Genomic DNA, 24,510 nt, shown 5'->3' on the forward strand with positions numbered 1-24,510 from the left:
GGGTTCTCCTTCCGTGGGAGTTGTGGAGTCGTCGCCCTACCAGCGCACCGGCAGCCGCCGGACCCCGCGCATCAGCAGACCGGGCAGCCACTCCGGCTCGCCGCCCGCCGGGTCGCGGGCCAGCTCCGGGCAGCGCTCCAGCAGCGCCCCGATGGCGATCCGGGCCTCCATGCGGGCGAGCGGGGCGCCCAGGCAGTAGTGCGCCCCGTGGCCGAAGGCCAGATGGCCCTGGGGTGCGCGGCGGATGTCGAAGGTGTCCGGGTCCGTGAACTTCTCCGGGTCCCGGCCGCCCGAGGCGAGGGCGACGAGCACGGGTTCGTCGTACGGGATCACGGTGGAGCCGACGGTGATCTCCTCGCGGGTGAAGCGGAAGGTGGCGGTCTCCACCGGGCCGTCGTACCGCAGCATCTCCTCCACCGCCCCCTCCAGCAGCCCGGGTTCGGCGCGGAGCAGGGCGAGTTGGTCCGGGTGGTCGAGCAGGGCCCGTACCCCGTTGGAGATCAGGTTGACGGTGGTCTCATGACCGGCGACGAGCAACACGAAGGCCATGCCGACCAGTTCCTCGCCGGACAGTCCGTCGCCGCCCTCGTCGCGGGTCCTGATCAGGGCGCTCATCAGGTCGTCGCCGGGCGAACTCCGTTTCTCCTCGATGAGTTGGACGAGGTAGTCGCTCATCGCGCCGACCGGGTCGGCCGCCTCGCGCTGGGCCGGGGTGGGGGTGACGATGGCGCTGGACAGCGCACGGAAGGCGTCCCGGTCGATGTCGGGGACGCCGAGCAGTTCGCAGATGACGGTCATCGGCAGCGGGAAGGCGAGCGCGTCGACCAGGTCGGCGGAGCCGGCCGGGACCATCGCGTCGAGCAGTTCGGTGGTGATCTCGGTGACCCGGGGGCGCAGCGCCTCGATGCGGCGGGGCGTGAACTCCCGCGCGACGAGCCGCCGTAGCCGTGTGTGGTGCGGGGCGTCCAGCTCCAGCATGTTGGAGCTGATCGGGTTGACCTCGTCGGCCCACCGCCCGGTGGCGCGCCAGTCCTTGCCGAACCGCTGGTCGGCGAGGGCCGCGCGGGCCTCCTCGTAACCGACGATGAGCCAGATCCGCTCCATCTGCTCGGTGCGCACCGTGTGCACCGGCCCCTCGGCGCGCAGCTTCGCGTAGTACGGGTAGGGGTTCGCCGTGAAATCCGGCAGTTCCCGCAGATCGAGCATGGCCATCGTCGGTCAGCCCCCTCTTCCGGTCCGGTCCGCCCGGCACCTCTCGGTTCCCTCAGCGTAGGCCGCCGTCCTCCTCGCCGTCGCTGTCGAGCAGTCCGGCATCGTGGACCAACAGGGCAATCTGGACACGGTTGTTGAGGTCGAGTTTGGCGAGAATTCGTGAAACCTGGGTCTTGACGGTGGCGACGCTGAGATAAAGCCCGCGCGCGATCTCGGCGTTGGAATGTCCCCGTCCGACGGCGACCGCCACCTCCCGCTCCCGCTCGGCAAGTTCCGCGAACCGCCTGCGCGCCCGCTCCCTCCGGGGTGCACGCTCGTCCTGCGCACCGCCCGCCGCCCGGTCCATGAGCTGCCGGGTGACGGTGGGCGAGAGCACCGGGTCTCCGGCGGCGACCCGGCGGACGGAGTCGACGATCTGGGCGGGCGGGGTGTCTTTCAGGACAAAACCCGCCGCTCCGGCGCGGATGGCCCGCAGGACCTGTTCGTCGGCGTGGAAGGTGGTCAGAACGACGACCTCGGGCGCGTCGGGGCGGCGGCGCAGCTCCTCGGTTGCGGCGAGCCCGTCCATGCCGGGCATCCGGATGTCCATCAGGACGACGTCGGGTCGCAGCCGTCCGACGAGGGCGGCGACCTCGCTGCCGTCCGCGCCCTCCCCCACGATGTCGATGCCCTCGGCCCCGCCGAGCATCAGGGTGAGCCCGGCCCGCACGAGCGGGTCGTCGTCGACGACGAGCAGCCGGACGGGCGGGGTACCGGGAGGGGTCGCGGAGGCGGGAGGGGGTGCGGGAGGGGTGGCGGTGCCGGGGTGTTCATGACGGCCACCGTAGCCAGCGGGCCGTACGCCACCGGCGGCCTGGGGCCGTGCGGTCGGGGGCGGGGGCCTGGAGGGCCCGGTGCCTCCGGAGGCACCGGAGACGCCGACGGCCCCGGCGGGGGTCGTACGGGAGCGCCCGGGGCCGGCTCCCCCGGAGGGTCGCGCGATGGGGACCGTACGGGAGCACCCGGGGCCGGCAGTCCGCGCGCCAGTGCCCGCCGCCTCCCCACCGGCCCAGGCGACCGTGGCAGCCGTGGCACACCTCACGCCGCAGGCCACGGCAGTCGGGCTCGGACCAGGAAGCCGCCGTCCGGTGTGGGGCCGTGCTCCAGGCTGCCCCCGGCGAGGGTGGCACGTTCGGTGAGGCCGATGAGGCCCTGGCCGGAGCCGGGGACCCGTTCGAAGGGTTCGTTGGGGGCCGGGTTCGCCACCTCGACGGTGAGCCCGTCGCCCGGGCCGCCGGTCACGGTGACGGTGACCTCGGCGCCCGGGGCGTGTTTACGGGCGTTGGTCAGGCACTCCTGGGCGATGCGGTACACCGTGCGGCCGGTGGCGGCGGGGGCGGCTTCGGGGGCGGCGACGCGCTGGTCGAGGGTGACCCTCATGCCCGCCTGCCGGGACTCCTCGATCAGCGCGTCCAGGGTGGTGAGGGTGGGCTGCGGCCGCTCGCCCTCGCCGGTGTCCCCGGGGCCGCGCAGCACGCCGATGATCTCCCGCAGGTCCTGGAGCGCCTCGTGGGAGCTGTCCCGGATGACCCCGGCGGCCCGGGCGATCTCGGCGGTGGGGGCGTCGGGCCGGAATTCGAGGGCTCCGGCGTGGACGCTGAGGAGGGTGAGCCGGTGGGCGAGGACGTCGTGCATCTCGCGGGCGATGGCCTCCCGGGCCAGCCGCTGGGCCTGTTCGGCGCGGAGTTCCGCCTCCGTCTCCGCCCGGCGGGCCCGTTCGCGGAGCGAGAGGACGAGCTGGCGCCGGGACCGTACGCCCAGGCCCCAGCTCAGCGCCAGCAGCACCAGCAGCACCCCGAAGAGGACGGAGGCCACGTAACCGGTCTGCGGGTCGGGGCGCACGAGCGGCTGGACGGGCACCGTGACCAGCGCCGCCGCGCCGACGATCGCCGTCGGCTTGAGCGGGCGGTGGACGGCCAGGCTGAACAGAGCGACCAGCAGGGCGCCGACGGCGACGGGCTCGACGACGGCGACCGCGGTCAGGGCCACGGCCAGCCCGACGGGCCAGCGCCGCCGCAGCCAGAGCGCGCAGCAGGCCGCCGCGCCGACCACGGAGTCCACGAACACCACCACGTCGGCCGTGGACTCGTCGGCGTCGATCACGGAGACGGCGACCATGCCGATGAAGGCCGCGCAGAGGAAGGCCGCGATGTCGACGACCCAGTCGCGTACGGTCCGCCGCCTGCGGGCCCGGTCGCCGGGCAGCTCGGGATCGGCCATCGCCGAGGGGAGCAGCCAGCGGTACTCGGTGCGCGTCATATCGACAAAGTTACGCAGCCCGGTGGCCGGAACGCGTCCCGCGCGGCGAGGGAGCGACCAAAGTCGTACGGCCCGCTACTTTCGTCGCGGCGAAGGGGCCGGGCGGCCGACGCGGCGGGGGCGGGGCGGGCGGGAGGCTCGGCGCATGAAGAAACTCATCGAGGCGGTCGGGTTCATCATCCTGCTGCAGGGCATCGGAGGGCTGGTCTACGAGTGGACGGGGTGGCTGCGGCTGTGGACGCTGGCCCGGCACATGGACTTCTTCGGTGACCGGGCGCTGTTCGTCAGCATCGTGCTGATCGTGACGGGGTTCGCGATCATGATCGCGCCGGACGCGGTCCGGAAGAAGTCCTGACCGCAACACACGTGGTCAGAAAAGAGCCCTGCTCCTAGCACATGCGACACACGCGGTCAGGAAGGAGCGGGGCTTCCGCCCCGGGCTCGGGCCCCGGACCGGTCCCCGCCGTCCACGCTGCGCCGCCCCCACGCCGTGCCCGCCAGGACGAGGACGGCACCGGCCACCCCCAGGACGCCGAGCCGTTCGCCGCCGAGGCCGATCCCGACGGCGGCGGCCCAGAGCGGTTCCGTACCGAGCAGCAGGCTGACCCGGGACGGCGAGGTGCGGCGTACGGACCACATCTGCACGAAGAACGCGAAGAGCGTGCAGAACACGGAGAGGAAAACCAGCCCGGCCCACTCCCGGGGCCCGAAGTCCGCCGCCACGCTCCACGGGGACGCGCCCGTCCCCGGGAGAGCCACCAGCACGGCGAAGACGGCGACCGCGCTGCCGAGCTGGACGGTGGTCAGGGAGAGCGAGTCGGCCGACCGGACCGCCTTGATCCGGGCCATCGCCAGGACGTGGACCGTACGGGCGAGGGCGGCGAGCAGCATCAGCAGGTCACCGGCCGAGGGGCTGGTGAAGCCGCCGCCCTGGGTCAGGAGGACCACCCCGGCGACGGAGAGCCCGGCGGCGGCGACGAAGGAGGCCGGGGGCCGGACGCGGGTCACGGCGGCCTCGGCGAGCGGCGTGAAGATCATGGTGAGGCTGATGATCAGCCCGGCGTTGGTGGCCGAGGTGTGGACCACCCCGTACGTCTCCAGCAGGAAGATCCCGCTCAGCACCAGCCCCAGCAGCCCGGCCCCGCGCCACTGCGCCCCGGTCAGCGCCCGCAGCCTGCGCCACCCGGCCACCACCAGGACGGGCAGCACGATCGAGAAGCGCAGGACGAGGACGGCGATCACGGTGTGGGTGGTGGTGATGCCCTTGGCCGCGAGGTAACTGGCGCCCCAGACGGCGGCGACCGCCAGCACGGGCAGATCGGTGAGCCAGGCCCGGCGGGACGGGACGAGGGCGGGCGCGACGGCAGCGGACACCTTCGATGCTCCTGGTTCTCCACGGGGGGACAGATGGTGGAGACCTCGCCGGCTCACACGCGGAACGATCACGCTACGCGCCGGGCGCGGCGGAAGGGAACACCTGTCTCACGGGCCGGATCCCGCCCGGCCTGCCCGCCGGTATCGCCCGTGGTCAGGGGCAGGGCGCGCCGGTAGGAGGGGCGGCGGCGCAAGCGGCCGGTGGTCCGGCAGCGCCCGTGGCCGTCCCTAGAATGACGCCTCGATAACTCTGAGGCACGGAGTGGTCACATGGCGACAGTACGGCTGGACGGGCGGGTCGAGCGGGGCAACCAGACCCGGCAGCTGGTCCTGGGGCGCGCGGTGCAGATCGCCTCGGTGGAGGGCCTGGAGGGCCTCTCGCTGGGGCGGCTGGCGACCGAGCTGAAGCTCAGCAAGAGCGGGGTGTTCGCCCTCTTCGGGTCGAAGGAGGAGCTGCAGCTCGCCACCGTGCGCGCCGCGGTCGCGGTCTACGTCGACCATGTGCTGCGCCCGGCCCGTGCTGTCCCGCCGGGGTCGGCCGGGTCTGGCGGATGTGCGAGGCGTGGATCGCGTACTCCCGGGACCGGGTCTTCCGGGGCGGCTGCTTCTTCTACGCGGCCACCGCCGAGTTCGACGCCCGCGGCGGCAAGGTGCACGACGCCCTGGCCGCGGCGCAGACCGGCTGGGTCACCTTCGTGGAGGAGACGATCGAGGAGGCACGGGCGGCGGGCGAACTGGCCGACGACACCGACGTACGCCAGCTCGCTTTCGAGGTGATCGCCTTCCTGGAACTGGCCAACGCGGAATCGGTGCTCCAGAACAACAGCCTCGGCTACGCCAAGGCGGCCCGGGCGATCCTGGCCCGGCTGCGGACGGCGGCGACGGAGAGCGCGACGCTGCCGGTGCTCTGAGCTTTCCAGGCCCAGAGCGCGAGTTCGATCCTCGTTACCCGCTCTTCGGTGAAGGCCCTGGTCAGTGACCGGGGCCTTTCCTGTCGTCTGGACCTCGTCAAGACCCGTGCATCGCCTCTGCGCCGAAGTTCCGGTACAGGTGGTCACGCCTTTGGAGACAGCCTGGGTGCCAGTAGGTCCAGCGCTTCCTCCCACCGAAATCGGTCCGCCCCGCCGCCGGACTTGGGGCGGTGGGGCTCGTAGGAACCGATCAGGACACCCATGTCCCGCAGCCTCTGAAGGCTTTCGGCGTACGCGGGGTGGGCCGCCTGGGCGGCGTTCACGTACGGCAGGACGGCGGTGGGGACACCGAGGCCGTACGACTCGCACAGGATGCCCAGCGCCAGCGTGTCCGAGATCCCGGCCGCCCACTTGTTGATCGTGTTGAACGTCGCCGGTACGACAGCAATGGCGTCCGGGGGCGGGAGAGGGCGCGGGTCGGCGGGGGCCCGCCAGGCCGAGCGGATCGGGTAGCCGGTCTGCGCTTCGATGAACGGCGCGTCGATGAAGCCCAGACCCTGAGGGGTGGCAACGACCCCGACGTCCCAACTGCGTTGCTGGGCCGCCGTGATCAGCTGTCCCACATCACCGGCGATGCCTGCCGCACAGACGACGACGTACAGAAACGGCTTGCCCGCCCCGTGCCCGGACTGATCGCTCACGCGGGGACTCCCAGTTGGCGGCTGAAGTGGTGCGGTTCAGGCAGCGTACGACGACAGTTGCGGGCGGCCGTGTCCGCGACCGACTCACGGATCACATGGCGTCCGATTCCCGCCGGTCTCCGGGCCTCCGAGCGACTTTGCTGGAACCCGTCGCCGGATCGGCGGCGCTCCCCGAAGGCAAGGAACCCCATCATGTCCAGCACCATCAGCATCACCGCCCCAGCTCCCCGGGCCGCCCTGGTCACCGGGGGCAGCCGGGGTATCGGCGCGGCCGTCGCCCTGCGGCTTGCGGAGGCGGGGGTGGACGTCGCCATCACCTACGTACGGGACGAGGAGGCAGCGCGTGCGATCGTGGCGAAGATCGAGGGGACGGGCCGGCGCGGGGTGGCCCTGCGCGTCGACGCGGCGGACGCCGGGGCTGCGGGGCGGGCGGTGCACGAGGCGGCGGACGTGCTCGGGCGGCTCGACGTCCTGGTCAACAACGCGGGCATCGGGGTCCTCGGCCCGATCGCGGAGCTGCCGGACGCCGAGGTCGAGCGGCTCCTCGCGGTGAACGTCCGGGCGGTCTTCCTCGCCTGCCGGGCGGCGGCGGACCGGCTGGCCGACGGCGGGCGCATCGTCTCGGTGGGCAGCGCCCTGAGCCGGTACGTGGGCGGGCCCGGCTCGACGCTCTACGGGATGAGCAAGTCGGCCCTCGTCGGGCTGACCAAGCCGCTCGCCCGGGAGCTGGGGCCGCGTGGCATCACGGTCAACCTGGTCCAGCCCGGCCCGGTGGACACCGACCTCAACCCGGCGGGCGGGCCGCTCGCCGAGGGGCAGCGGGCGGCCACCGCGCTGGGCCGTTTCGGTACGGCGGAGGAGGTGGCCTCCCTGGTGGCGTACCTGGCGAGCGCGGAGGCGGGCTTCATCACCGGTACGGAGATCGTGGTGGACGGCGGCCACGCGGCCTGAGCCGTCGGGCGCCCGGAGCACGGAGCCCGGAGGCTGCGGTTCCGTCGAGCTGCCCCGTTCCGGTCGCGCGCCTACGCTGGCCGGGGCGGGGCAGACGTGACCGAGGCAGGGCCGACCGGAAGGACAGCGCGGACCATGGGCGACGTACCCGTTCATACGCTCAACGACTCCACCACTCTCCCGGCGGTGGGCCTCGGTACCTATCCGCTGGACGACACGGAGGCGGAGGAGGCCGTCGCGGGAGCCCTGGACCTCGGCTACCGGCTCATCGACACCGCCCTCAACTACGGCAACGAGACCGGCACCGGCCGGGCCATCGCCCGCAGCGGTGTCCCGCGCGAGGAGATCCGGCTGACCACGAAGGTGCCGGGGCGGCACCAGGGGTACGCGGAGACGCTCGCCTCGTTCGAGGAGTCGCGGGCCCGCCTCGGCGTCGAGTACGTCGACCTGTATCTGATCCACTGGCCGCTCCCCCATGTCGACAAGTACGTCGAGACCTGGAAGGCGATGATCCGGCTGCGCGAGGACGGTCTCGTCCGGTCCATCGGCGTCTCCAACTTCACCGCCGCCCATCTGGAGCGGCTGGAGCGCGAGACGGGCGTGCTGCCGTCGGTCAACCAGATCGAGATGCATCCGCTGCTCCCGCAGGAGGAGTTGCGGGCGGTGCACGCGGCGAAGGGCATCGTCACGGAGGCCTGGAGCCCGCTGGCCCGGGGCCGGGAGGTGCTGGAGGACCCGTCCACGGTGGCGATCGCCGAGGACCACGGGGTGACACCGGGGCAGGTGGTGCTGCGGTGGCACACGCAGCTCGGGGCGGTGCCGATCCCCAAGTCGGCCGATCCGGGGCGGCAGCGGGAGAACCTGGACCTGTTCGGCTTCGAGCTGACGGCCCAGGAGCTGACCACGATCGCATCGGGGCGGCAACGGCGCTTCGGCGGCGACCCGGACACCCACGAGGAATTCTGAGCGGCGGACGTACGGGCCTGTGGTGTTGCGGGCGGGCCTGTGGTGTTCCGGCAGGCCTGTGGCCTGTGGTATTGCGGGCGGCGGACGGGGCTGTTGTGTGCCGAGCCGCCGCCGTTACGGGCCCGTGGGCCACCGCGATCCCCCAGTGATCGCGGCGGCCCACCGGTCGTCGTCCGCTGTCAGCCGCCCAGCTCCCGGTGGCGGGCCGCCAGGGTGTCGGCGCCGGCCTCGGTGAGGGAGCCGTACAGCCGCAGCCGGGAGATCCCGCCGTCCGGGAAGATGTCGATCCGTACGTGGGTGGCGCGCACCGGGCCGTCCAGTACGAAGCGGTGGTTGGTGTCGGGCTGGAGCCGGGTCCGGGGCAGGATCTCCGACCAGTCGCCGTCCTCCCCGTCCCGTACCGAGAGGCTCGCCCAGCCCGCCGAGTTGCCCTTGAGGTAGGCGGTGTCGATCTCGACGGCCCGGGTCTCGGACTGCGCGGCGAGGCGGTAGCGGATCCAGTCGTTGCCCCGGTCGCGCCGGCGGCGGGTCTCCCAGCCGTCGTCCATCTTGCGGGAGCGGCCGGGCTGGATGGTGTTGGTGGCCGGGGAGTAGAAGCGGTCGGAGGCGTCCTCGACCTGGCCGCCGTTCTCCAGGGCGGCGAGGTCGAACGTGCCGAGGGCGGCGAGCCAGGCGGGGTCCGGGGCGACCTCCCCGTACACGCGCAGCCGGGCGATCCCGCCGTCCGGGTGCTGGTTGATCCGCAGGTGGGTGAAGCGCTGCTCGGCGTCGACGGCGAACCCGTTGGCCGCGTGGCCGCCGACCGGGGTGCGCGGGACGAGGACCATCCACTTCACGTCGGGGGCGAGGAGGTCCTCGGGGACGGGGAGCCGGGGAGGGACGCGCCCTCCACGGAGACGGCCTGCGGGTAGTTGCCCCGGAAGTGGGCGGTGTCCAGGACGATGCCCCGGATGACCCCGGGGGCGCCGAGGCGGACGAGGGCCCAGTCGTGGTCGTCGGGGGTGGGGTGCGGTTCGGCGGCGCTCACCCCGCGTCGACGGCGGGTCTCCCAGCCGTCCATGATCTTGCCCTTGTGGCCGAAGTGCTCCGGGTCGAAGACGGCGGGCTCGGGCTTCAGCAGGTTCTCGCGCTCCGCGAAGAACTCGTCGTTGGCGGCGATGACCCCGGCGCCGAGGCGCCGGTCGGCCAGGTCGACGAGGTGGGTGAAGGGGAAGTCGGCGGTGCGGTGGTCGGCGTACGGGTCGCCGCCCGCGTACGGGAGGGCGTCACCGGTGAAGCGGGGTATCTCGGCGTCCGTCATGGGTGAGGGGTCCTTTCGGGGACGGTCGGTGGCCGCGTACGAGGGCGGGCGGCCGGATGACGCGGTCAGCGGTCCCGCTCCAGGAGGCGGCCGGTGGGCTCGGCGAGTTCGCCGTCGGCGGCGATGCGGACCCCCCGCAGCCAGCTGGAGCGCACCACGCCGTGCAGGGTCTTTCCGGCGTAGGCGGTGACCTGGTTGCGGTGGAACAGTTCGGCGGGGTCGACCGTGAACGTCGCCTCGGGGGCGAGCACCGCGAAGTCCGCGTCGCGTCCGGCCTCGATGGCGCCCTTGCGGCTCAGCCCGGCCAGCTCCGCCGGGGCGGCGGACATCCAGCGGGCGACGTCGTCCAGGGAGTGGCCGCGCCTGCGGGCCTCGGTCCAGATGGCGGGCAGGCCTAGCTGGAGGGAGGAGATCCCGCCCCAGGCCGAGGCGAAGTCCGGGGTCTTGAGGTCCGTGGTGCACGGCGAGTGGTCGCTGACGATGCAGTCGATCGTGCCGTCCGCGAGCCCGGCCCACAGGACGTCCTGGTTGGCGGCCTCGCGGATGGGCGGGCAGCACTTGAACTCCGTGGCCCCGTCCGGGACTTCCTCGGCGGTGAGGGTGAGGAAGTGCGGGCAGGACTCGACGGTGACGCGGACACCCTCGCGCTTCGCTGCGGCGATCAGCGGCAGGGCATCGGAGGACGACAGATGCAGGACGTGGACGCGGGCGTTCAGCCGTTTGGCATGGGCGATGAGCCCTTCGATCGCGGTGTTCTCGGCGTCGCGCGGGCGGGAGGCGAGGAAGTCGGCGTAGGCGGGGCCGGGACGCTGCGGGGCGTCGGCCAGATGGTGCGGGTCCTCGGCGTGGACGATGAGCAGTCCGCCGAATCCGGCGATCTCCGCCATGGAGCGGGCCAGTTGCTCCTGGTCCAGCTCGGGGAACTCCTCCACCCCGGAGGGCGAGAGGAAGCACTTGAAGCCGAAGACCCCGGCCTCGTACAGCGGGCGCAGATCCTTGACGTTGGAGGGGATCGCCCCGCCCCAGAAGCCCGTGTCCACATGCGCCTTGGGGGCGGCGACCTGCTGCTTGATCCGCAGGTGTTCGACGGTGGTGGTCGGCGGGAGGGAGTTGAGCGGCATGTCCAGGAGCGTGGTGATCCCGCCGGCCGCCGCGGCGCGGGTGGCGGTCCAGAAGCCCTCCCACTCGGTGCGGCCGGGGTCGTTCACATGGACGTGGGTGTCGACCAGGCCCGGGAGCAGGACGTCGTCGCCCAGGTCCTCCAGGCGGGCGCCCGCGGGCACCTCGGTGTCGTACGGCAGGACCGCGTCGATGGTGCCGCCCGCGACGGCGACCGTCGCGGGGCGGGTGCCCTCGGGGGTGACGACGCGCGTCGAGCGCAGTACCAGGTTCACGTCCGGACCGGACACCCAATGCTCCTTCGTTCCAGGAATCACTCCAGGAATTCAACGAACTGTTGAATCTGCCCAGGAGTCTTCACTCGGGAACCACCCTCGTCAAGACCCCACCCTCCTCCACGGAGGGCGGGCAGGCAGCCGCAGTGGATCGACTGGAGGTTTCCACAAAGTAAAAGTCGAATTTCGGAGCGCGGAACGTAGCATGGGCCAGGAGAGGCCGCACCGCACCGCCGCACCGACCGCCGCCACACCGTCGGCACCGGGACAAAACAGCCCCTGACCGGCACGGACGCCGGGCGGACAGCTGTGGGCCGATCGGGCGGCGCCCGGTAGGCTGCTGCCTTGCCTTCCGCTTCGAAAGGACCGTTGACGTGCCGCCGTCCCACGCCAGCACAGCCGACTCCAAGCCCTCCGGTGCCAGCGGCGGGGTGCAGTCGCTCGAGCGCGCCTTCGACCTCCTGGAGCGGATGGCCGACGCCGGGGGCGAGGTCGGGCTGAGCGAGCTGTCCGCCAGCAGCGGTCTGCCCCTGCCGACCATCCACCGGCTGATGCGCACGCTCGTCGTCTGCGGTTACGTACGCCAGCAGCCCAACCGCCGCTACGCCCTCGGCCCCCGCCTGATCCGGCTGGGCGAGTCCGCCTCCCGGCTGCTCGGCACCTGGGCCCGCCCCTACCTCCAGCGGCTGGTCGAGGAGACCGGTGAAACCGCCAACATGGCGCTGCTGGACGGCGACGAGATCGTGTACGTCGCCCAGGTACCGTCCAAGCACTCGATGCGGATGTTCACCGAGGTCGGCCGCCGGGTCCTCCCGCACTCCACGGGTGTGGGCAAGGCGCTCCTGGCCGACACCCCGGCCGACGAGGTCCGCGCGCTCCTCGCCCGGACCGGGATGCCGGCCGCCACCGAGAAGACGATCACCACCCCGGAAGGCTTCCTGGACGCCCTGGAGCAGGTGCGCCGGGCGGGGTACGCGGTGGACGACAACGAGCAGGAGATCGGCGTCCGCTGCCTGGCGGTCTCCGTGCCCAACTCCCCCACCTCGGCCGCGCTCTCCATCTCGGGCCCGGCGGGCCGGGTCACGGAGCAGGCGACGGAGCGGATCGTGCCGATCCTCCAGCAGGTCGCCAAGGAGCTGTCGGACGCGCTGGCGAGCAACGGGACGGCGGGCTGAGCGCCGCTCCCGTACGGTCGGCGGACGGCTGATCCCTAGAGGGCCTCCGCCGGTACCGTCAGCCGTCCGTCGTCCATCGTCACCGTGCGGTCCATCCGGTCCAGGTGCGCCAGGTCGTGCGTGACCAGCACCGTGGCGGTGGCGCGCTCCCGGGTCAGGGTGACCAGCAGGTCCAGCACGGCGGCCCCGCGCTCGTGGTCGAGGGCGCTGGTCGGCTCGTCGACGAGGAGCACCTCGGGCTCGTTCATCAGGGCGCGGGCGATGTTGATCCGCTGGCGCTGACCGCCCGAGAGCTGGTGCGGCCGCCGGTCCGCCCGGTCGGCCAGGCCCACCGCGTCCAGCAGCTCCAGCGCCCGGCGGCGGGCCTCCCGGGTCCGGCCGCCCGCCAGGTGGGCCATCACCTGGAGCTGCTCGGCGGCGGTGAGCGAGGGCAGCAGGTTGGGCTGCTGGAACACGATCCCTATGTGCTCCCGGCGCAGGGCCGCCCGCGCCGCCGGGGTGAGCGGGCCCGTCCGCGTACCGGCCACGACGACCTCGCCGGAGTCCGGGGTGACCAGGGTCGCGGCGGCGGCCAGCAGGCTGGACTTGCCCGAGCCCGACGGTCCGACGACGGCGGTGAGCGTGCCCGCCGGGACCTCCAGCGAGACCCGGTCCAGGGCGGTGAGCCGGCCCTCGCCGTCCGGGTAGGTGAGGGTCACGTCGGTGAGGGTGAGCGTCATCGGGCACTCCCGAGTGCGGTGAGCGGGTCGACGGCGGTGATCCGCCGGATGGACAGGGCGGCGCCCAGGGCACCCAGGGCGATCATGATCACGGCCGGGACCAGGACGGTGGCCGGCTCCAGCACGAACGGCACCGGGCCCCCGTCGATCAGGACCCCGGCCCCGGCGGCGAGCGCGGTGCCGAGCCCCGTACCGATCACGAGCATCACCACGGCCTGCCCGAGCGCGTCCCGCAGGAGGTACGGGGTCGACGCGCCGAGCGCCTTCAGTACGGCCACGTCACCGCTGCGCTGGATGGTCCAGACGGTGAAGAACGCGCCGATGACGAGGGCGGAGATGGCGAAGAGGAAGCCGCGCATGAGCTGCAGCGAGCCGTTCTCGGCCTGGTAGGAGCCGATCGCGGTGAGCGAGTCGTCGAGGGAGAGCGTACGGGTCTCCGCCGCCTCGTCCCCGGCCGCCAGATCGGCTCCGGCCGTGGTGGTCAGGGCGATCACGGTGGCCTGCTCGGCGGGTCCGGCGCCGTCGTGGCCGATCTGCTGCCAGTCGTCGAGCGTCGTCCAGACGACGGGCGTGTGGCTGTACGAGGCGTCTCCCGCCACGGCGGCGACCTCACGCTCCACCCGGCCGAGCGCGATCTTGTCGCCGGGCGCCGCGCCCAGCTCCTCGGCCGCCTTCTCGGAGAGCACGACGCGCCCCGGGGCGATGCCCTCCGGTGCGAGCGTGCCGTCCGGTTCGGCGCCGAAGACGGAGACCGGGGCCGTACGCTCACCGGCGGCGGTGGCGTTCAGGGTCCGGATGCCCAGCGGCTGGGCGGCCTCGATCCCGGGGCGGTCGGCCCAGGCCCGCCAGTCGTCCTCGCGGACGGTGGAGTTGGTGAAGGACACCTCCTGGTCCCCGCGCGGGGCGGCGAACGCGAGGTGGTCGGCGTCGAGCCCGGTGACGGCCGAGATGTTCTCCCGGGCCAGACCGGCGGTCAGCCCGGACAACAGGCCCACGAGCAGCGTGATCAGGACCACGACCGACCCCATGAGCGCGAACCGGCCCTTGGCGAACCGGAGGTCTCTCCATGCGACGAACATGCCTCCATCGTCGGCTGTCCGGGGCGGGCGGACATCGCGCGGGGGACGGTAGTCGGATCAAACTTTCGATTGACCGCGGCCGCGGGGACCGCGGCTACGCTGGACGGACCATGGATTCGCGTTCGCACACCCCCGTCACCGCTGCCCTGCGGCTCTGCCTGCACGCCCTGCTGACGGGCCTGCTGGCCCTGGTGGCGGTACGTGCGGCGGGCGAGGGCGCACCGCACGCCGGGGCGGTGGCGGCGCTGGTGGTGGTGATGGCGGCGGTGTACGGGGCGGGGGCGGTGGCGGGGACGCGCGGGGGTGCGCCCGCGCGCTCGGGGACGCGTACCGCCGCCGTACGGCCGGAAGGCGGGGCGGAGGCTTGGGCGGGGGCGGAAACGGAGACGGAGACGGAGATGGAGACCGTACGGCCACGGGGCCGGGCGTTCTCCCCGTCCCTGCGCCCCGGGACCCGGGCCGTCGCCGTCTGGCTGGGCGGGCTCTGTGCGCTCTGGATCGTGCTGCTCGTGCTCTCCCCCGACGCCCTCTGGGTGGCCTTCCCGCTCTACTTCCTCCAGTTGCATCTGCTGCCCACCCGCTGGGGTGTGACCGCCGTTCTCGCCACCGCCGCGGCCGCGATCACCAGCTTCGTCGCGCACCGGCAGGAGATCGCCCCCGGCGCGTTCATCGGCCCGCTGCTCGGCGCGGCCGTCGCCATCGCCACCGTCCTCGGGTACGACGCCCTGTTCCGCGAGAGCGAGCGGCGCCGGGAGCTGATCGTGGAGCTGGTCGCCACCCGGGCGGAGCTGGCCGAGGCGGAGCGGACGGCGGGCACCCTCGCCGAGCGGGAACGCCTCGCGCGGGAGATCCACGACACCCTCGCCCAGGGGCTGTCCAGCATCCAGCTGCTCCTGCGCGCGGCCGAGCGCACGCTGCCCGGGGACGCCCCGGCCACCGCCCACGTCCGCGCCGCCCGGGAGGCCGCCCAGGCCAATCTGGCCGAGGCGCGTTCCTTCGTACGGGCGCTGACGCCGCCGGACCTGGAGCACGGTTCGCTGGCGGCCGCACTGGAGCGGCTCTGCGCCCGGACGACCGGGCCGGGGCTCACCGTACGGTTCGCGGTCAGCGGTACGCCGGTGGAGCTGCCGACGCCGTACGAGGTGGCGCTGCTGCGGACCGCCCAGTCGGCGCTGGCCAACACCGTGCGCCATGCGGGAGCGGGCCGGGCGGAGATCACGCTGAGTTTCATGGACACCTCCGTGGCGCTGGACGTCGTGGACGACGGCCGGGGGTTCGACCCGGCGGCGGTGCCGGTGGACGAGCGGGGCGACGGCGGTTTCGGACTGCCCGCGATGCGGTCGCGCGCCGCCACGCTGGGCGGCACGCTGAGCGTGGAGTCGGCGCCGGGCCAGGGCACGGCGCTGGCGGTCACGCTGCCGGTGGGGGGACCCGTCCTCGGAGAGGAGCGTGCCGCGTGAGCGACGCCATCCGGCTGCTGCTGGCGGACGACCACCCCGTCGTACGGGCGGGGCTGCGCGCGGTCCTGGACACCGAGCCGGACTTCCGGGTCGCGGGCGAGGCGGCCACCGCCGAGGAGGCCGTGGCGCTGGCGGCGGCAGGCGGCTTCGACGTCGTCCTGATGGACCTCCAGTTCGGTCCGGGCCCCGGAATGCACGGCTCCGAGGCCACGGCGGCGATCACCGCCGTCCCCGGCGGCCCCCGGGTCCTGATCCTCACCACGTACGACTCCGACGCGGACATCCTGGCGGCGGTGGAGGCGGGGGCGAGCGGCTATCTGCTGAAGGACGCGCCCCCGCAGGAGCTGGCGTCTGCTGTACGGACGGCCGCGGCGGGCCGCTCGGCGCTGGCGCCCTCGGTGGCGCACCGGCTGATGGACCGGATGCGGACGCCCGCCGAGGCGCTGACGCGGCGGGAGCTGGAGGTGCTGCACCTGGTCGGGGAGGGGCTGTCGAACCTGCGCATCAGCAAGGAGCTGTTCCTGAGCCAGGCCACGGTCAAGTCCCACCTGGTGCACATCTACGCGAAGCTGGGCGTCGACTCTCGTACGGCCGCGGTCGCGGCGGCGACGGCCCGCAGGCTGATCCGCCGCTGAGCCGACCCGACCCGCTGGGTCCCGCCGACCCGCTGGGTCCCGCCGACCCGCTGAGTCCGGCCGTCCCGCTGCCGAGCCGCGAGTCTCCGGTGCCGTGAGCCCCGGGCCGTCAACGGCCCGGGCCCACGCTCACCCGCGTGGCGGCTCCCCGAAGAGGTCCACCGCGTTGCGTACGTCGCGCAGGGCGGCGGCGAGGGCGCTGACCGAGCCGATCGACCCCGCGATCAGCAGTAACGAGCTGCGCATACGGGGGATCTCCACGTCCCCGCCGATGGCCATGGCATCGAGTGCCGCGAGCTCTTCCTCGGCGATGGGGCGGTCGGAGAACTCGTAGGAGAGGGAGGCCAGTTCGCGACGGAGCCGGGAGACGGCCGTACGCAGTTCCTCGACCCGTGGGTCCTCGCCGCTGCCGGTGATCCGCTTCTGCCCGACGCTTCGCAACACAGCACTCCCCCTCGCACGTCCTTGTGCCGGTGTGACCCCCGAACCCCGGGCCGTGGCCAAGTACCTGGGTTCGTCCGCAAGTTAACGCCATGACAGGCAGTGCGCGCCACTCCACGGACAGAAATCAGGGTGACCCCTGAGAGTGACATGCGTGTCGCGTGTGCGAACGGCTCGGTGGTATCCAGGGCTCATGGCTTCTCATGCGAAGAATCCCAAGGTGGCGGGGGTGCTGCTCGCCGCGGGCGGCGGCCGGCGGCTCGGTGGCCGCCCCAAGGCCCTGCTGGAGCACCGTGGCCGCCCCTTGGTCGAGCACGCCCTGCGGGCGCTGCGCAACGGTGGCTGCGGCCCGCTCCATGTGGTGCTGGGCGCGGCGGCCGGCGAGGTGCGCATCCGGGCCGATCTCTCGGGGGCGGCGGTGACCGTCAATCCGGGGTGGGAGGAGGGCATGGGCTCCTCGCTCCGGCTGGGTCTGGCCGCCCTGAGCGGTACGGGGGCGGACGCGGCGCTCGTCCTGCTGGTGGACCAGCCGGGGATCGGGGCTGAGGCGGTGGCGCGGGTGCGGGGCGCGTACCGGTCGCGGACGAGCCTGGCGGCGGCCTCGTACGACGGGGAGCGCGGCCATCCGGTGCTGTTCGGGGCGGAGCTGTGGGCGGACATCGCGGCGGGGGCGGTGGGCGACCAGGGGGCCCGGGCGTATCTGCGGGAGCACAGCGATGCGATCACGCTGGTGGAGTGTGCGGATGTGGCGCAGGCGTACGACATCGACACGGCGCAGGATCTGGGCCATCTGGAGTGATCCCGGCGGACCCCCGCGCGCCTTCGTGAACCCTCCGTGGCCGCCCTGGCACGGTGCGCCGCCACCGGCCCGTTTCTGTCGACCCGGAGAATCTCGACATCAACAAACCATTGAACTTCCACTATGAGGAAACTACTATCCACTGGTCAGAAGCCCTCTGAACCTCAGACGGCATCCACGGCCGTATCTCGGAGCCATGGCACGCCGTGCCGTCTCAGGCGACCCGGCGGCCCGGAGAGGCCGCCGCCCGCTGAAGGAGTGACAGCTCATGTCCGCACCAGCGCCGTCCACGCTGGCCATCGTCGATGCCGAGCCCCTGCCCCGGCAGGAAGAGGTCCTGACCGACGCGGCCCTCGCGTTCGTGGCCGAGCTGCACCGGCAGTTCACCCCGCGCCGCAATGAGCTGCTCGTCCGGCGCGGTGAGCGCCGCGCCGAGATCGCCCGCACCTCCACGCTGGACTTCCTGCCGGAGACGGCGGCGGTCCGCGCGGACGACTCCTGGAAGGTCGCCCCGGCCCCGGCCGCGCTCAACGACCGCCGGGTGGAGATCACCGGTCCGACCGACCGCAAGATGACCATCAACGCGCTGAACTCGGGCGCGAAGGTCTGGCTCGCCGACTTCGAGGACGCCTCCGCCCCCACCTGGGAGAACGTCGTCCTCGGCCAGCTCAACCTGACCGACGCCTACGAGCGCCGCATCGACTTCACCGACCCGAGGTCCGGCAAGTCGTACGCGCTGAAGCCCGCCGACGAGCTGGCCACCGTCGTCATGCGCCCGCGCGGCTGGCACCTGGAGGAGCGCCACCTCCAGCTCGACGGCGTCTCCGTCCCCGGCGCGCTGGTCGACTTCGGCCTCTACTTCTTCCACAACGCCCAGCGTCTGATCGACCTCGGCAAGGGCCCGTACTTCTACCTCCCGAAGACGGAGTCGCACCTGGAGGCCCGCCTCTGGAACGACATCTTCGTCTTCGCCCAGGAGTACGTCGGCATCCCGCAGGGCACGGTCCGCGCGACCGTCCTGATCGAGACGATCACCGCCGCGTACGAGATGGAGGAGATCCTCTACGAGCTGCGCGACCACGCCGCCGGGCTGAACGCGGGCCGCTGGGACTACCTCTTCTCCATCGTCAAGAACTTCCGTGACGGCGGCGCCAAGTTCGTCCTGCCGGACCGCAACGCGGTGACGATGACCGCCCCGTTCATGCGCGCGTACACCGAACTCCTGGTCCGCACCTGCCACAAGCGCGGCGCGCACGCGATCGGCGGTATGGCCGCCTTCATCCCCTCGCGCCGTGACGCCGAGGTCAACAAGGTGGCCTTCGAGAAGGTCAAGGCCGACAAGGACCGCGAGGCGAACGACGGCTTCGACGGCTCCTGGGTCGCCCACCCCGACCTGGTCCCGATCGCCCTGGCCTCCTTCGACGCGGTCCTCGGCGAGAAGCCCAACCAGAAGGACCGGCTGCGCGAGGACGTCTCGGTGGCGGCCGGCGACCTGATCGCCATCGACACGCTCGACGCCAAGCCCACGTACGAGGGTCTGCGCAACGCCGTCGCGGTCGGCATCCGCTACATCGAGGCCTGGCTGCGCGGCCTGGGCGCGGTCGCCATCTTCAACCTGATGGAGGACGCGGCCACCGCCGAGATCTCCCGCTCCCAGATCTGGCAGTGGATCAACGCGGACGTCGTCTTCGAGAACGGCGAGCACGCCACCGCCGAGCTGGCCCGCAAGGTCGCCGCCGAGGAACTGGCCGCGATCCGCGCGGAGATCGGCGAGGAGGCCTTCGCCGCCGGCAGGTGGCAGCAGGCCCACGACCTGCTGCTCCAGGTCTCCCTGGACCAGGACTACGCGGACTTCCTGACCCTGCCCGCGTACGAGCAGCTCCGCTGACCCGAACCGTGTGAACGCCAGCCCGCCCCGCCCCCGGTACCGCACAGCACCGGGGGCGGGGCGGTCGCGTTCCCCGACGTGGCGGGCGCGCCAATCCACCGCCCCTGGCCGAAAATTGACAGGGCGGCAGATCAACTGTGCGTCAATGGGGTGATCCCGATACCGGCGGCCGACACGACGGGGAAGCGATGACGCAGGTGGGGGCCGAGGAGGCGGCGCACCGCATCCTCCGGCAGGTCGAACGCGCGACAGCGGAGCAGGACACCCTGGAGCGGGACGCCGTGGAGTGGTTCGCCGGACCGGAGGCCGCACGGGCGGTGGACGAGGTGCTCGGCTCCGTCGCCCTGCCCGACGGCAGCTCCTGGCGCCTCGGCGTGCTGGCCCTCGGCTACGCCGACCTGTTCCGTTACGCCGCCCGGGGCCCGGCCGACCGGGGCGCGATCGCCGGGGCCGTACTCCGGTTCGGCGCGCTCCACGAGGAGGACCCCGGGCAGGTGCCGCCCGTACTGCACCCGCTCTACGCCACGCTGGCGGGCGCGCCGGAGGGCGCCGGGACCCCGCCCGCGCTCGCGTACGACGCCGCCGTCGGGATGACGATCGTCTTCCAGCAGAGCCGCGCCCCCGGGGTCCTGCGCATGGCCGAGATCCTGCTGCGGCACGCCGTGACGGCCGTCGGCGAGGGCAGCGCCGAGCAGGGCATCTGCCTGTCGGACCTCGGGCTCGTCCTCTTCCACGGGTTCCAGGACGGGGCCGGGCTCCCGGCGCTCTCCGAAGCCGTCGCCACGGGGCGTGCGGCCGTGGCCTGCGCACCCGGTGCACCGGACGAACAGGCCCGCAGGCACGGCAACTTCGGGCACACGCTCCGGAACTGGGCCGAGGCGGCCGAGGACCCGGGCGCGCTGCGGGAGGCGGTCACCGCGCTGCGTACGGCGGTGGAACTCGCCACGGACGCCGATCCGCGCCGCGCCCAGCACAGCGCCACCCTCGGTTCCGCGCTCTGCCTCGCCGCCGAGCATCTGGAGGAACCCGCGCTGCGCTCCGAGGGCATCGCCCTGCTGCGGGCGGCACTCTCGGATCCGGACGCCATCCTGCCCGGCCGCGCCTCGCTCCTCTCCGACCTGGGGGTCGCCCTCTTCGCGGAAGCCGGTACACAGGGGGGCGGCGACGAACTCACCGAGGAAGCCACCGCCGCCTGCCGCGCTGCCGCCGACCTGGCCCCGAACGACTTCGAGCGCGCCGCGTACCTCGCCAACTTCGGGCTGCTGCTCGCCGGTTCCGCTGCCCGCACCGGCCGCACGGAGGCCCTCGACGACGCGCACGAGGCGGTCACCGAAGCCCTCGGCTGTGCCCCGCCCGGACATCCGGTGCGCGCCCAGGCCCACTTCACCCTCGCCCAGGTGCTGAAGGCGCGGCACACGGCGACGGTCTCCCCGGCCGACCTGGACGAGGCGGTCGCCCAGGCCCACCGGGCGGCGGAGTGCATACCGCCCCACGACGTGGCCCGGCGCGTGCTGTACGCCACCTCCCTCGCGGAGCTGCTGTGGAAACGTGCCTCCCGTCGGGCTCCGACCACCGGAGAGCCCGGGGACCCCGGCGAACTCGACGCCCCCATCGCCCTGTTGCGGGATCTCGCGTCCGAACTCCCGGCCCGCTCCGGGCGGCGCGCCCGGGTCCTGCTCGCGCTCGGGCGCTGCCTGCGCGTCCCGGGGGACGCCGAGCGGATCGAAGAGGCCGTCGACTGCTTCCACAAGTGCCTCGCCCTGCCCGCTCCCACCGCCGGCTTCGCCGCGACCGCGCGCTTCGCCCTCGGGGCGGCGCTGGCCCACCGCGCCGGGGCGGACGGAGCGGGCTGGCGGGAGGGTGCCGACGAGATGGTCCGGGCGCTCGCGATGTTCCGGGCCGATGACCCGGAGTACTGGGAGTGCCATGCGGAGTACGCGCATGCCGTCATGGACCGGGCCGACGCGACCGACGACATCGCCCTGTTCGGGGAGGCGGTGAGGCTGCTGCGCGAGGAGGTGCGGCGGGCTCCGCTCTCCCGCGCCGAGAGCGCCGTACGCCGCTCGAACATCGGCTTCGGCCTGATGGGCGTCGCCCTGCACTCCGGCCGCACCGAAACCCTGACCGAGGCCGTGGCCGTCCACCGGGAGGCCGTCGCTCTGGCGGGACCGGGAGCCCCCTTCACCGCCCATCTGCTCCTGGGGCTCGGTGAAGGCCTGATGTCCCTGGCCGAGTTCGGCGCGGACCGCGCGGCGCCCGCGGAGGGCATCGAGGTGCTGCGTACGGCGGTGGCCGCGTCCGACGCGTCCACGTACAGCGGTGCCGACTGCCGTACGGCCCTGGGGGACGCCCTGCGCAACCTCGCCCGGCTCACCGCCGACCCCGCCCCGCTGGAGGAGTCCGTACGGTGGCACCGGGAGGCGGTCGCCATGGCGGCCGGGCCGCCCCCGCCGGCCGCTCTGCTCGGCCTGGCCAACAGTCTGGGCGCCCTCTACCAGCACACCCGTGACGTGACACAGAGCGACGAGGCCATACGCCTTTACGAGGCGGCCCTGGCCTCCCCGCAACCCGCCCGGCCCGGCCTGCGCGGCTCGCTCCTCACCGGTCTCGGCTACCTCCAGTGGACCCGGGCCATGGAGAGCGGCGACGAGACGCTCACGGACCGGGCCGTCGCCACACTGCGCGAGGCCGTGGGCCAACTGCCCTCACTGCGGCGCGGTATGGCGCTCACCAACCTGGGCAGCGCCCTGATGAACCGCGGCCTGGCCACCGGCAACCGCGTCTGGCTGGCCGAGGCCGTGACGGTCCTGCGCCGCGCACTGGAGGGCAGCCCGCCGACGGCGATGGAGCGGTCCCTGCATCTCAACAACCTGGCCGAGTCGCTGCGTTGCTGGTACGAGACGGTCGGCGACCCGGCCGCCGCCGACGAGGCGGCCGGGCTGCTGCGCGAGGCGATGGCCATGGAGCACGGCGACCGCGCGGGCGCCGACCTGGCGGCCGTCGGCCTGGGGTCCCTGCTGCTCAACCGGGCCCAGGGCGAACAGGATCCGCGACTGGCCGACGAGTCCCGGCGGGTCCTGGAGCAGGTGGTCGCCGGGTTCGGGGACCACCATCCGTCGCGCCCCTACGCCCTGCAGAAGCTCGCGACCGCCTGCCTGATCGTCGCCCGCACGGCGGAGGAGGCCGCCGGAGCCACCGCCCGGCAGGCGCTGCACCGGGCGGAGAGCGCCGCCCGGGACTCCCTCGCGGCCATGCCCACCGGGCACGCCCTGTACGGCCCCTCCCAAGTGATCCTGGCCAACGCGAAGTTGGACCGCGCCAGGCTGGGCGAGCCGGTCGATCTGCCGGCGACGGCCCGTATCGCCCGCGACTGCGCACACAATCCGGTCGCCCACATCGGCGCCCGGATCCGGGCCGCCCGAGCCTGGGGGATGGCCTCGGCGCGGGCGGGGCGTGACGCCGAGGCCCTGGAGGGATACGCGTACGCCGTCGGCCTGTTGCCGCGCATCGCACCGCGCAGCCTCGCCCGCGCCGACCAGGAGGCGCGGCTGCTGGTCAGCGAGGGCCTGGCGAGCGACGCCGCCGCGCTGGCGATCGGCCGGGGGGAGGTCGACCGCGCCCTGGCCCTCCTCGAACAGGGCCGGGGCGTCCTGCTGGCCCAAGGCGTGGAGAACCGCACCGATGTGTCACGGCTGCACGCCCTCGCCCCGGGCCTCGCCGCGGAGTTCGAGCGGATACGCGACCGGCTGGACGAACCGCCCGGCCCCTCCCCTGCACCGGACGTCGCCCTGGGCGGCCCGGGGGCGGCGTTCCGGGGTGCCCATGAGGCGGCGGCGGTCGCGGAGGAACGGCTCGCCCTCGCCCGGCGCTGGGGCGAACTCCTGGACGAGATCCGGGTGTTGCCCGGTCTTGAGGGGTTCCTGCGCCCGCCCTCCGTGCCGGAGCTGACGGCCGCCGCGGCCGGGGGCCCGGTCGTGGTCGTCAACGTGAGCCCCTACCGCTGTGACGCGCTCGTCGTGACGGCCGGGGCCGGGATCGACGTGGTCCCGCTGCCCGGTCTCACTCTGGACGACACGGTGTCGCGGGCGGCGGAGTTCGTCGAGGGCGTGGACACGGCGTACGGGGAGAGCGGGGTCGACGACGCCGTGGCCATGATGCGGACGCTCTCCGGCACGCTGGCCTGGCTCTGGGACACGGTGGCCGCGCCCGTACTGGAGCGCCTGGGGCTGGACGCCGTACCGGGGGACGGTGGTGGCGTGGGTTCGGTATCGGGTGACGGTGGCCGGGTGGACTCCGAGGCGTGTGACGGTGGCCCGGCGGACGCCGTAGCGCGTGACGGTGGCCGGGTGGATTCCGTGGCGCGTGACGGTGGTCCGGTGGACCCCGTACCGGGTGCGGGCGGTGCCTGGCCCCGGCTGTGGTGGTGCCCCACCGGGCGGCTGTCGTTCCTGCCGCTCCACGCGGCCGGGCGCGGGGCGGCGGATTCCGGCACCTGGGTCGTCGACCGTGCCGTCTCCTCGTACACCCCGACCCTGCGGGCGCTGGTACGGGCCCGGAACGGCCTGGCTACCGGCTCCACCGTCCGGCCCGCCCCGCTGGTCGTCGCCCTCGCCGAGACGCCGGGGGCCGCGCCGCTGGCCGGGGTCTCCCGGGAGGCGGAGGTGATCGCGGAGCTGTTCCCGGAGAGGCGGCTGCTGGGCGGGCCCGATGCCACGGTGGTGGCGGTCGGCCGGGCGCTGGAGGACCACCCCTGGATCCACTTCAGCTGCCACGGCGTCAGCGAGCCGCTGAACCCGTCACGGAGCGGGCTGATCCTCTACGACGGCCGGCTCACCGCCTCCGACGCGGCGACCCGGCGCCCCAGGAGCCCGCAGCTCGCCGTGGTCTCCGCCTGCTCCACGGCCCAGGGCGGCACCACGCTGTCGGACGAGGCGGTCCAGCTCGTCTCCTCCCTCCAACTGGCCGGATACCCCCATGTGATCGGCACCCTGTGGCCGGTGGCGGACAAGCTGGCGACCCATCTCACCGAGGAGTTCTACCGGGCGCTCGCGAAGGACATCGCCCGGGGCCGCCCCATCGATCCCGCGATGGCCCTGCACCTCCCGGTCAGATCTCTGCGCGACCGCTACGCACGGGCGCCGCACCTGTGGGCCGCCCACATCCACACGGGCCCGTAAGGGAGTTCGGGATCCGGGCGGTCTCAGGAG

At 73.5% G+C, this 24,510-nt stretch carries 18 protein-coding genes and 2 pseudogenes; 10 read left to right on the forward strand and 10 right to left on the reverse strand.

From position 1 onward, the window contains the following. Nucleotides 1-36 precede the first annotated feature (36 nt). From DJ476_RS04520 to DJ476_RS04530, 3 genes are all read right to left on the reverse strand, one after another. On the reverse strand, nucleotides 37-1,212 hold the full coding sequence (locus tag DJ476_RS04520) for a cytochrome P450 family protein (RefSeq protein WP_112489897.1): 1,176 nt from the start codon (nucleotides 1,210-1,212) through the stop codon (nucleotides 37-39). A 52-nt stretch (nucleotides 1,213-1,264) separates the two neighbouring features. Next, the gene (locus DJ476_RS04525) at nucleotides 1,265-1,921 is read right to left on the reverse strand and encodes a response regulator (protein ID WP_404827457.1); all 657 of its coding nucleotides are present in this window, start codon (nucleotides 1,919-1,921) and stop codon (nucleotides 1,265-1,267) included. A gap of 368 nt (nucleotides 1,922-2,289) precedes the next feature. Beyond that, nucleotides 2,290-3,510, reverse strand: a complete 1,221-nt coding sequence (locus DJ476_RS04530) for a sensor histidine kinase (protein ID WP_112489898.1) — start codon at nucleotides 3,508-3,510, stop codon at nucleotides 2,290-2,292. 145 nt (nucleotides 3,511-3,655) lie between these two features. Between DJ476_RS04530 and DJ476_RS04535 the strand changes: the two genes are divergently transcribed. Continuing rightward, nucleotides 3,656-3,865 (forward strand): hypothetical protein, encoded by a 210-nt coding sequence (locus tag DJ476_RS04535; RefSeq protein ID WP_093751687.1) that lies wholly within the window; start codon nucleotides 3,656-3,658, stop codon nucleotides 3,863-3,865. Between the two features lie 56 nt (nucleotides 3,866-3,921). Here DJ476_RS04535 and DJ476_RS04540 read toward each other — a convergent pair whose 3' ends face one another. Then, nucleotides 3,922-4,884, reverse strand: coding sequence for a DMT family transporter (locus tag DJ476_RS04540; RefSeq protein WP_112489899.1), 963 nt, complete (start codon nucleotides 4,882-4,884; stop codon nucleotides 3,922-3,924). Between the two features lie 270 nt (nucleotides 4,885-5,154). Here DJ476_RS04540 and DJ476_RS04545 point away from each other — a divergent pair. Next, nucleotides 5,155-5,795: pseudogene (locus DJ476_RS04545) on the forward strand (TetR/AcrR family transcriptional regulator). Nucleotides 5,796-5,938: 143 nt separating this feature from the next. Here DJ476_RS04545 and DJ476_RS04550 read toward each other — a convergent pair. Further along, on the reverse strand, nucleotides 5,939-6,496 hold the full coding sequence (locus DJ476_RS04550) for a flavoprotein (protein WP_112489900.1): 558 nt from the start codon (nucleotides 6,494-6,496) through the stop codon (nucleotides 5,939-5,941). A 192-nt stretch (nucleotides 6,497-6,688) separates the two neighbouring features. Here DJ476_RS04550 and DJ476_RS04555 point away from each other — a divergent pair, with 192 nt between their 5' ends. Continuing rightward, complete coding sequence (locus tag DJ476_RS04555) at nucleotides 6,689-7,447, forward strand: SDR family NAD(P)-dependent oxidoreductase (protein ID WP_112489901.1); 759 nt, start codon at nucleotides 6,689-6,691, stop codon at nucleotides 7,445-7,447. A 135-nt stretch (nucleotides 7,448-7,582) separates the two neighbouring features. Continuing rightward, nucleotides 7,583-8,413, forward strand: a complete 831-nt coding sequence (locus DJ476_RS04560; RefSeq protein WP_103417581.1) for an aldo/keto reductase — start codon at nucleotides 7,583-7,585, stop codon at nucleotides 8,411-8,413. A 179-nt stretch (nucleotides 8,414-8,592) separates the two neighbouring features. On the opposite strand, the pseudogene alc reads toward DJ476_RS04560, so the two are convergent. Then, nucleotides 8,593-9,713 (reverse strand): annotated as a pseudogene (alc, locus tag DJ476_RS04565) (allantoicase). Between the two features lie 65 nt (nucleotides 9,714-9,778). Then, nucleotides 9,779-11,122, reverse strand: a complete 1,344-nt coding sequence (gene allB, locus DJ476_RS04570; protein ID WP_112489902.1) for an allantoinase AllB — start codon at nucleotides 11,120-11,122, stop codon at nucleotides 9,779-9,781. 359 nt (nucleotides 11,123-11,481) lie between these two features. Between allB and DJ476_RS04575 the strand changes: the two genes are divergently transcribed. Then, the gene (locus DJ476_RS04575; protein ID WP_053558640.1) at nucleotides 11,482-12,282 is read left to right on the forward strand and encodes an IclR family transcriptional regulator; all 801 of its coding nucleotides are present in this window, start codon (nucleotides 11,482-11,484) and stop codon (nucleotides 12,280-12,282) included. Between the two features lie 35 nt (nucleotides 12,283-12,317). On the opposite strand, the gene DJ476_RS04580 is transcribed toward DJ476_RS04575, so the two are convergent. Together DJ476_RS04580 and DJ476_RS04585 are read right to left on the reverse strand one after the other, a co-directional pair. Continuing rightward, the gene (locus DJ476_RS04580) at nucleotides 12,318-13,001 is read right to left on the reverse strand and encodes an ABC transporter ATP-binding protein (protein WP_103417578.1); all 684 of its coding nucleotides are present in this window, start codon (nucleotides 12,999-13,001) and stop codon (nucleotides 12,318-12,320) included. Continuing rightward, nucleotides 12,998-14,080, reverse strand: a complete 1,083-nt coding sequence (locus tag DJ476_RS04585) for an ABC transporter permease (RefSeq protein ID WP_112489903.1) — start codon at nucleotides 14,078-14,080, stop codon at nucleotides 12,998-13,000. Before DJ476_RS04585 ends, DJ476_RS04580 begins: the two co-directional genes overlap by 4 nt. A 110-nt stretch (nucleotides 14,081-14,190) precedes the next feature. On the opposite strand from DJ476_RS04585, the gene DJ476_RS04590 reads away from it, so the two are divergent. Together DJ476_RS04590 and DJ476_RS04595 are read left to right on the forward strand one after the other, a co-directional pair. Further along, nucleotides 14,191-15,540: a sensor histidine kinase gene (locus DJ476_RS04590; RefSeq protein WP_112489904.1), complete on the forward strand. Its 1,350-nt coding sequence runs from the start codon at nucleotides 14,191-14,193 to the stop codon at nucleotides 15,538-15,540. Beyond that, entirely contained in the window at nucleotides 15,537-16,175 is a 639-nt protein-coding gene (locus DJ476_RS04595) for a response regulator (protein WP_103417575.1), read from the forward strand. The genes DJ476_RS04590 and DJ476_RS04595 overlap by 4 nt, the downstream gene beginning before the upstream one ends. Before the next feature lie 129 nt (nucleotides 16,176-16,304). Here DJ476_RS04595 and DJ476_RS04600 read toward each other — a convergent pair whose 3' ends face one another. Then, a complete protein-coding gene (locus DJ476_RS04600) occupies nucleotides 16,305-16,619 on the reverse strand; it encodes a DUF5955 family protein (RefSeq protein WP_112489905.1) in 315 nt (104 codons plus the stop codon). 190 nt (nucleotides 16,620-16,809) lie between these two features. Here DJ476_RS04600 and DJ476_RS04605 point away from each other — a divergent pair, with 190 nt between their 5' ends. The 3 genes from DJ476_RS04605 to DJ476_RS04615 all read left to right on the forward strand — a co-directional run bounded on the left by DJ476_RS04605 (nucleotide 16,810) and on the right by DJ476_RS04615 (nucleotide 24,480). After that, the gene (locus DJ476_RS04605; RefSeq protein WP_112489906.1) at nucleotides 16,810-17,415 is read left to right on the forward strand and encodes a nucleotidyltransferase family protein; all 606 of its coding nucleotides are present in this window, start codon (nucleotides 16,810-16,812) and stop codon (nucleotides 17,413-17,415) included. Nucleotides 17,416-17,683: 268 nt separating this feature from the next. Then, the gene (gene aceB, locus DJ476_RS04610; RefSeq protein WP_112489907.1) at nucleotides 17,684-19,303 is read left to right on the forward strand and encodes a malate synthase A; all 1,620 of its coding nucleotides are present in this window, start codon (nucleotides 17,684-17,686) and stop codon (nucleotides 19,301-19,303) included. Between the two features lie 188 nt (nucleotides 19,304-19,491). Next, nucleotides 19,492-24,480: a CHAT domain-containing protein gene (locus tag DJ476_RS04615; RefSeq protein WP_112489908.1), complete on the forward strand. Its 4,989-nt coding sequence runs from the start codon at nucleotides 19,492-19,494 to the stop codon at nucleotides 24,478-24,480. The last annotated feature ends 30 nt before the right edge of the window (nucleotides 24,481-24,510 follow it).

The sequence above is a fragment of the Streptomyces bacillaris genome, assembly GCF_003268675.1.
Classification (GTDB): Bacteria; Actinomycetota; Actinomycetes; order Streptomycetales; family Streptomycetaceae; genus Streptomyces; species Streptomyces bacillaris.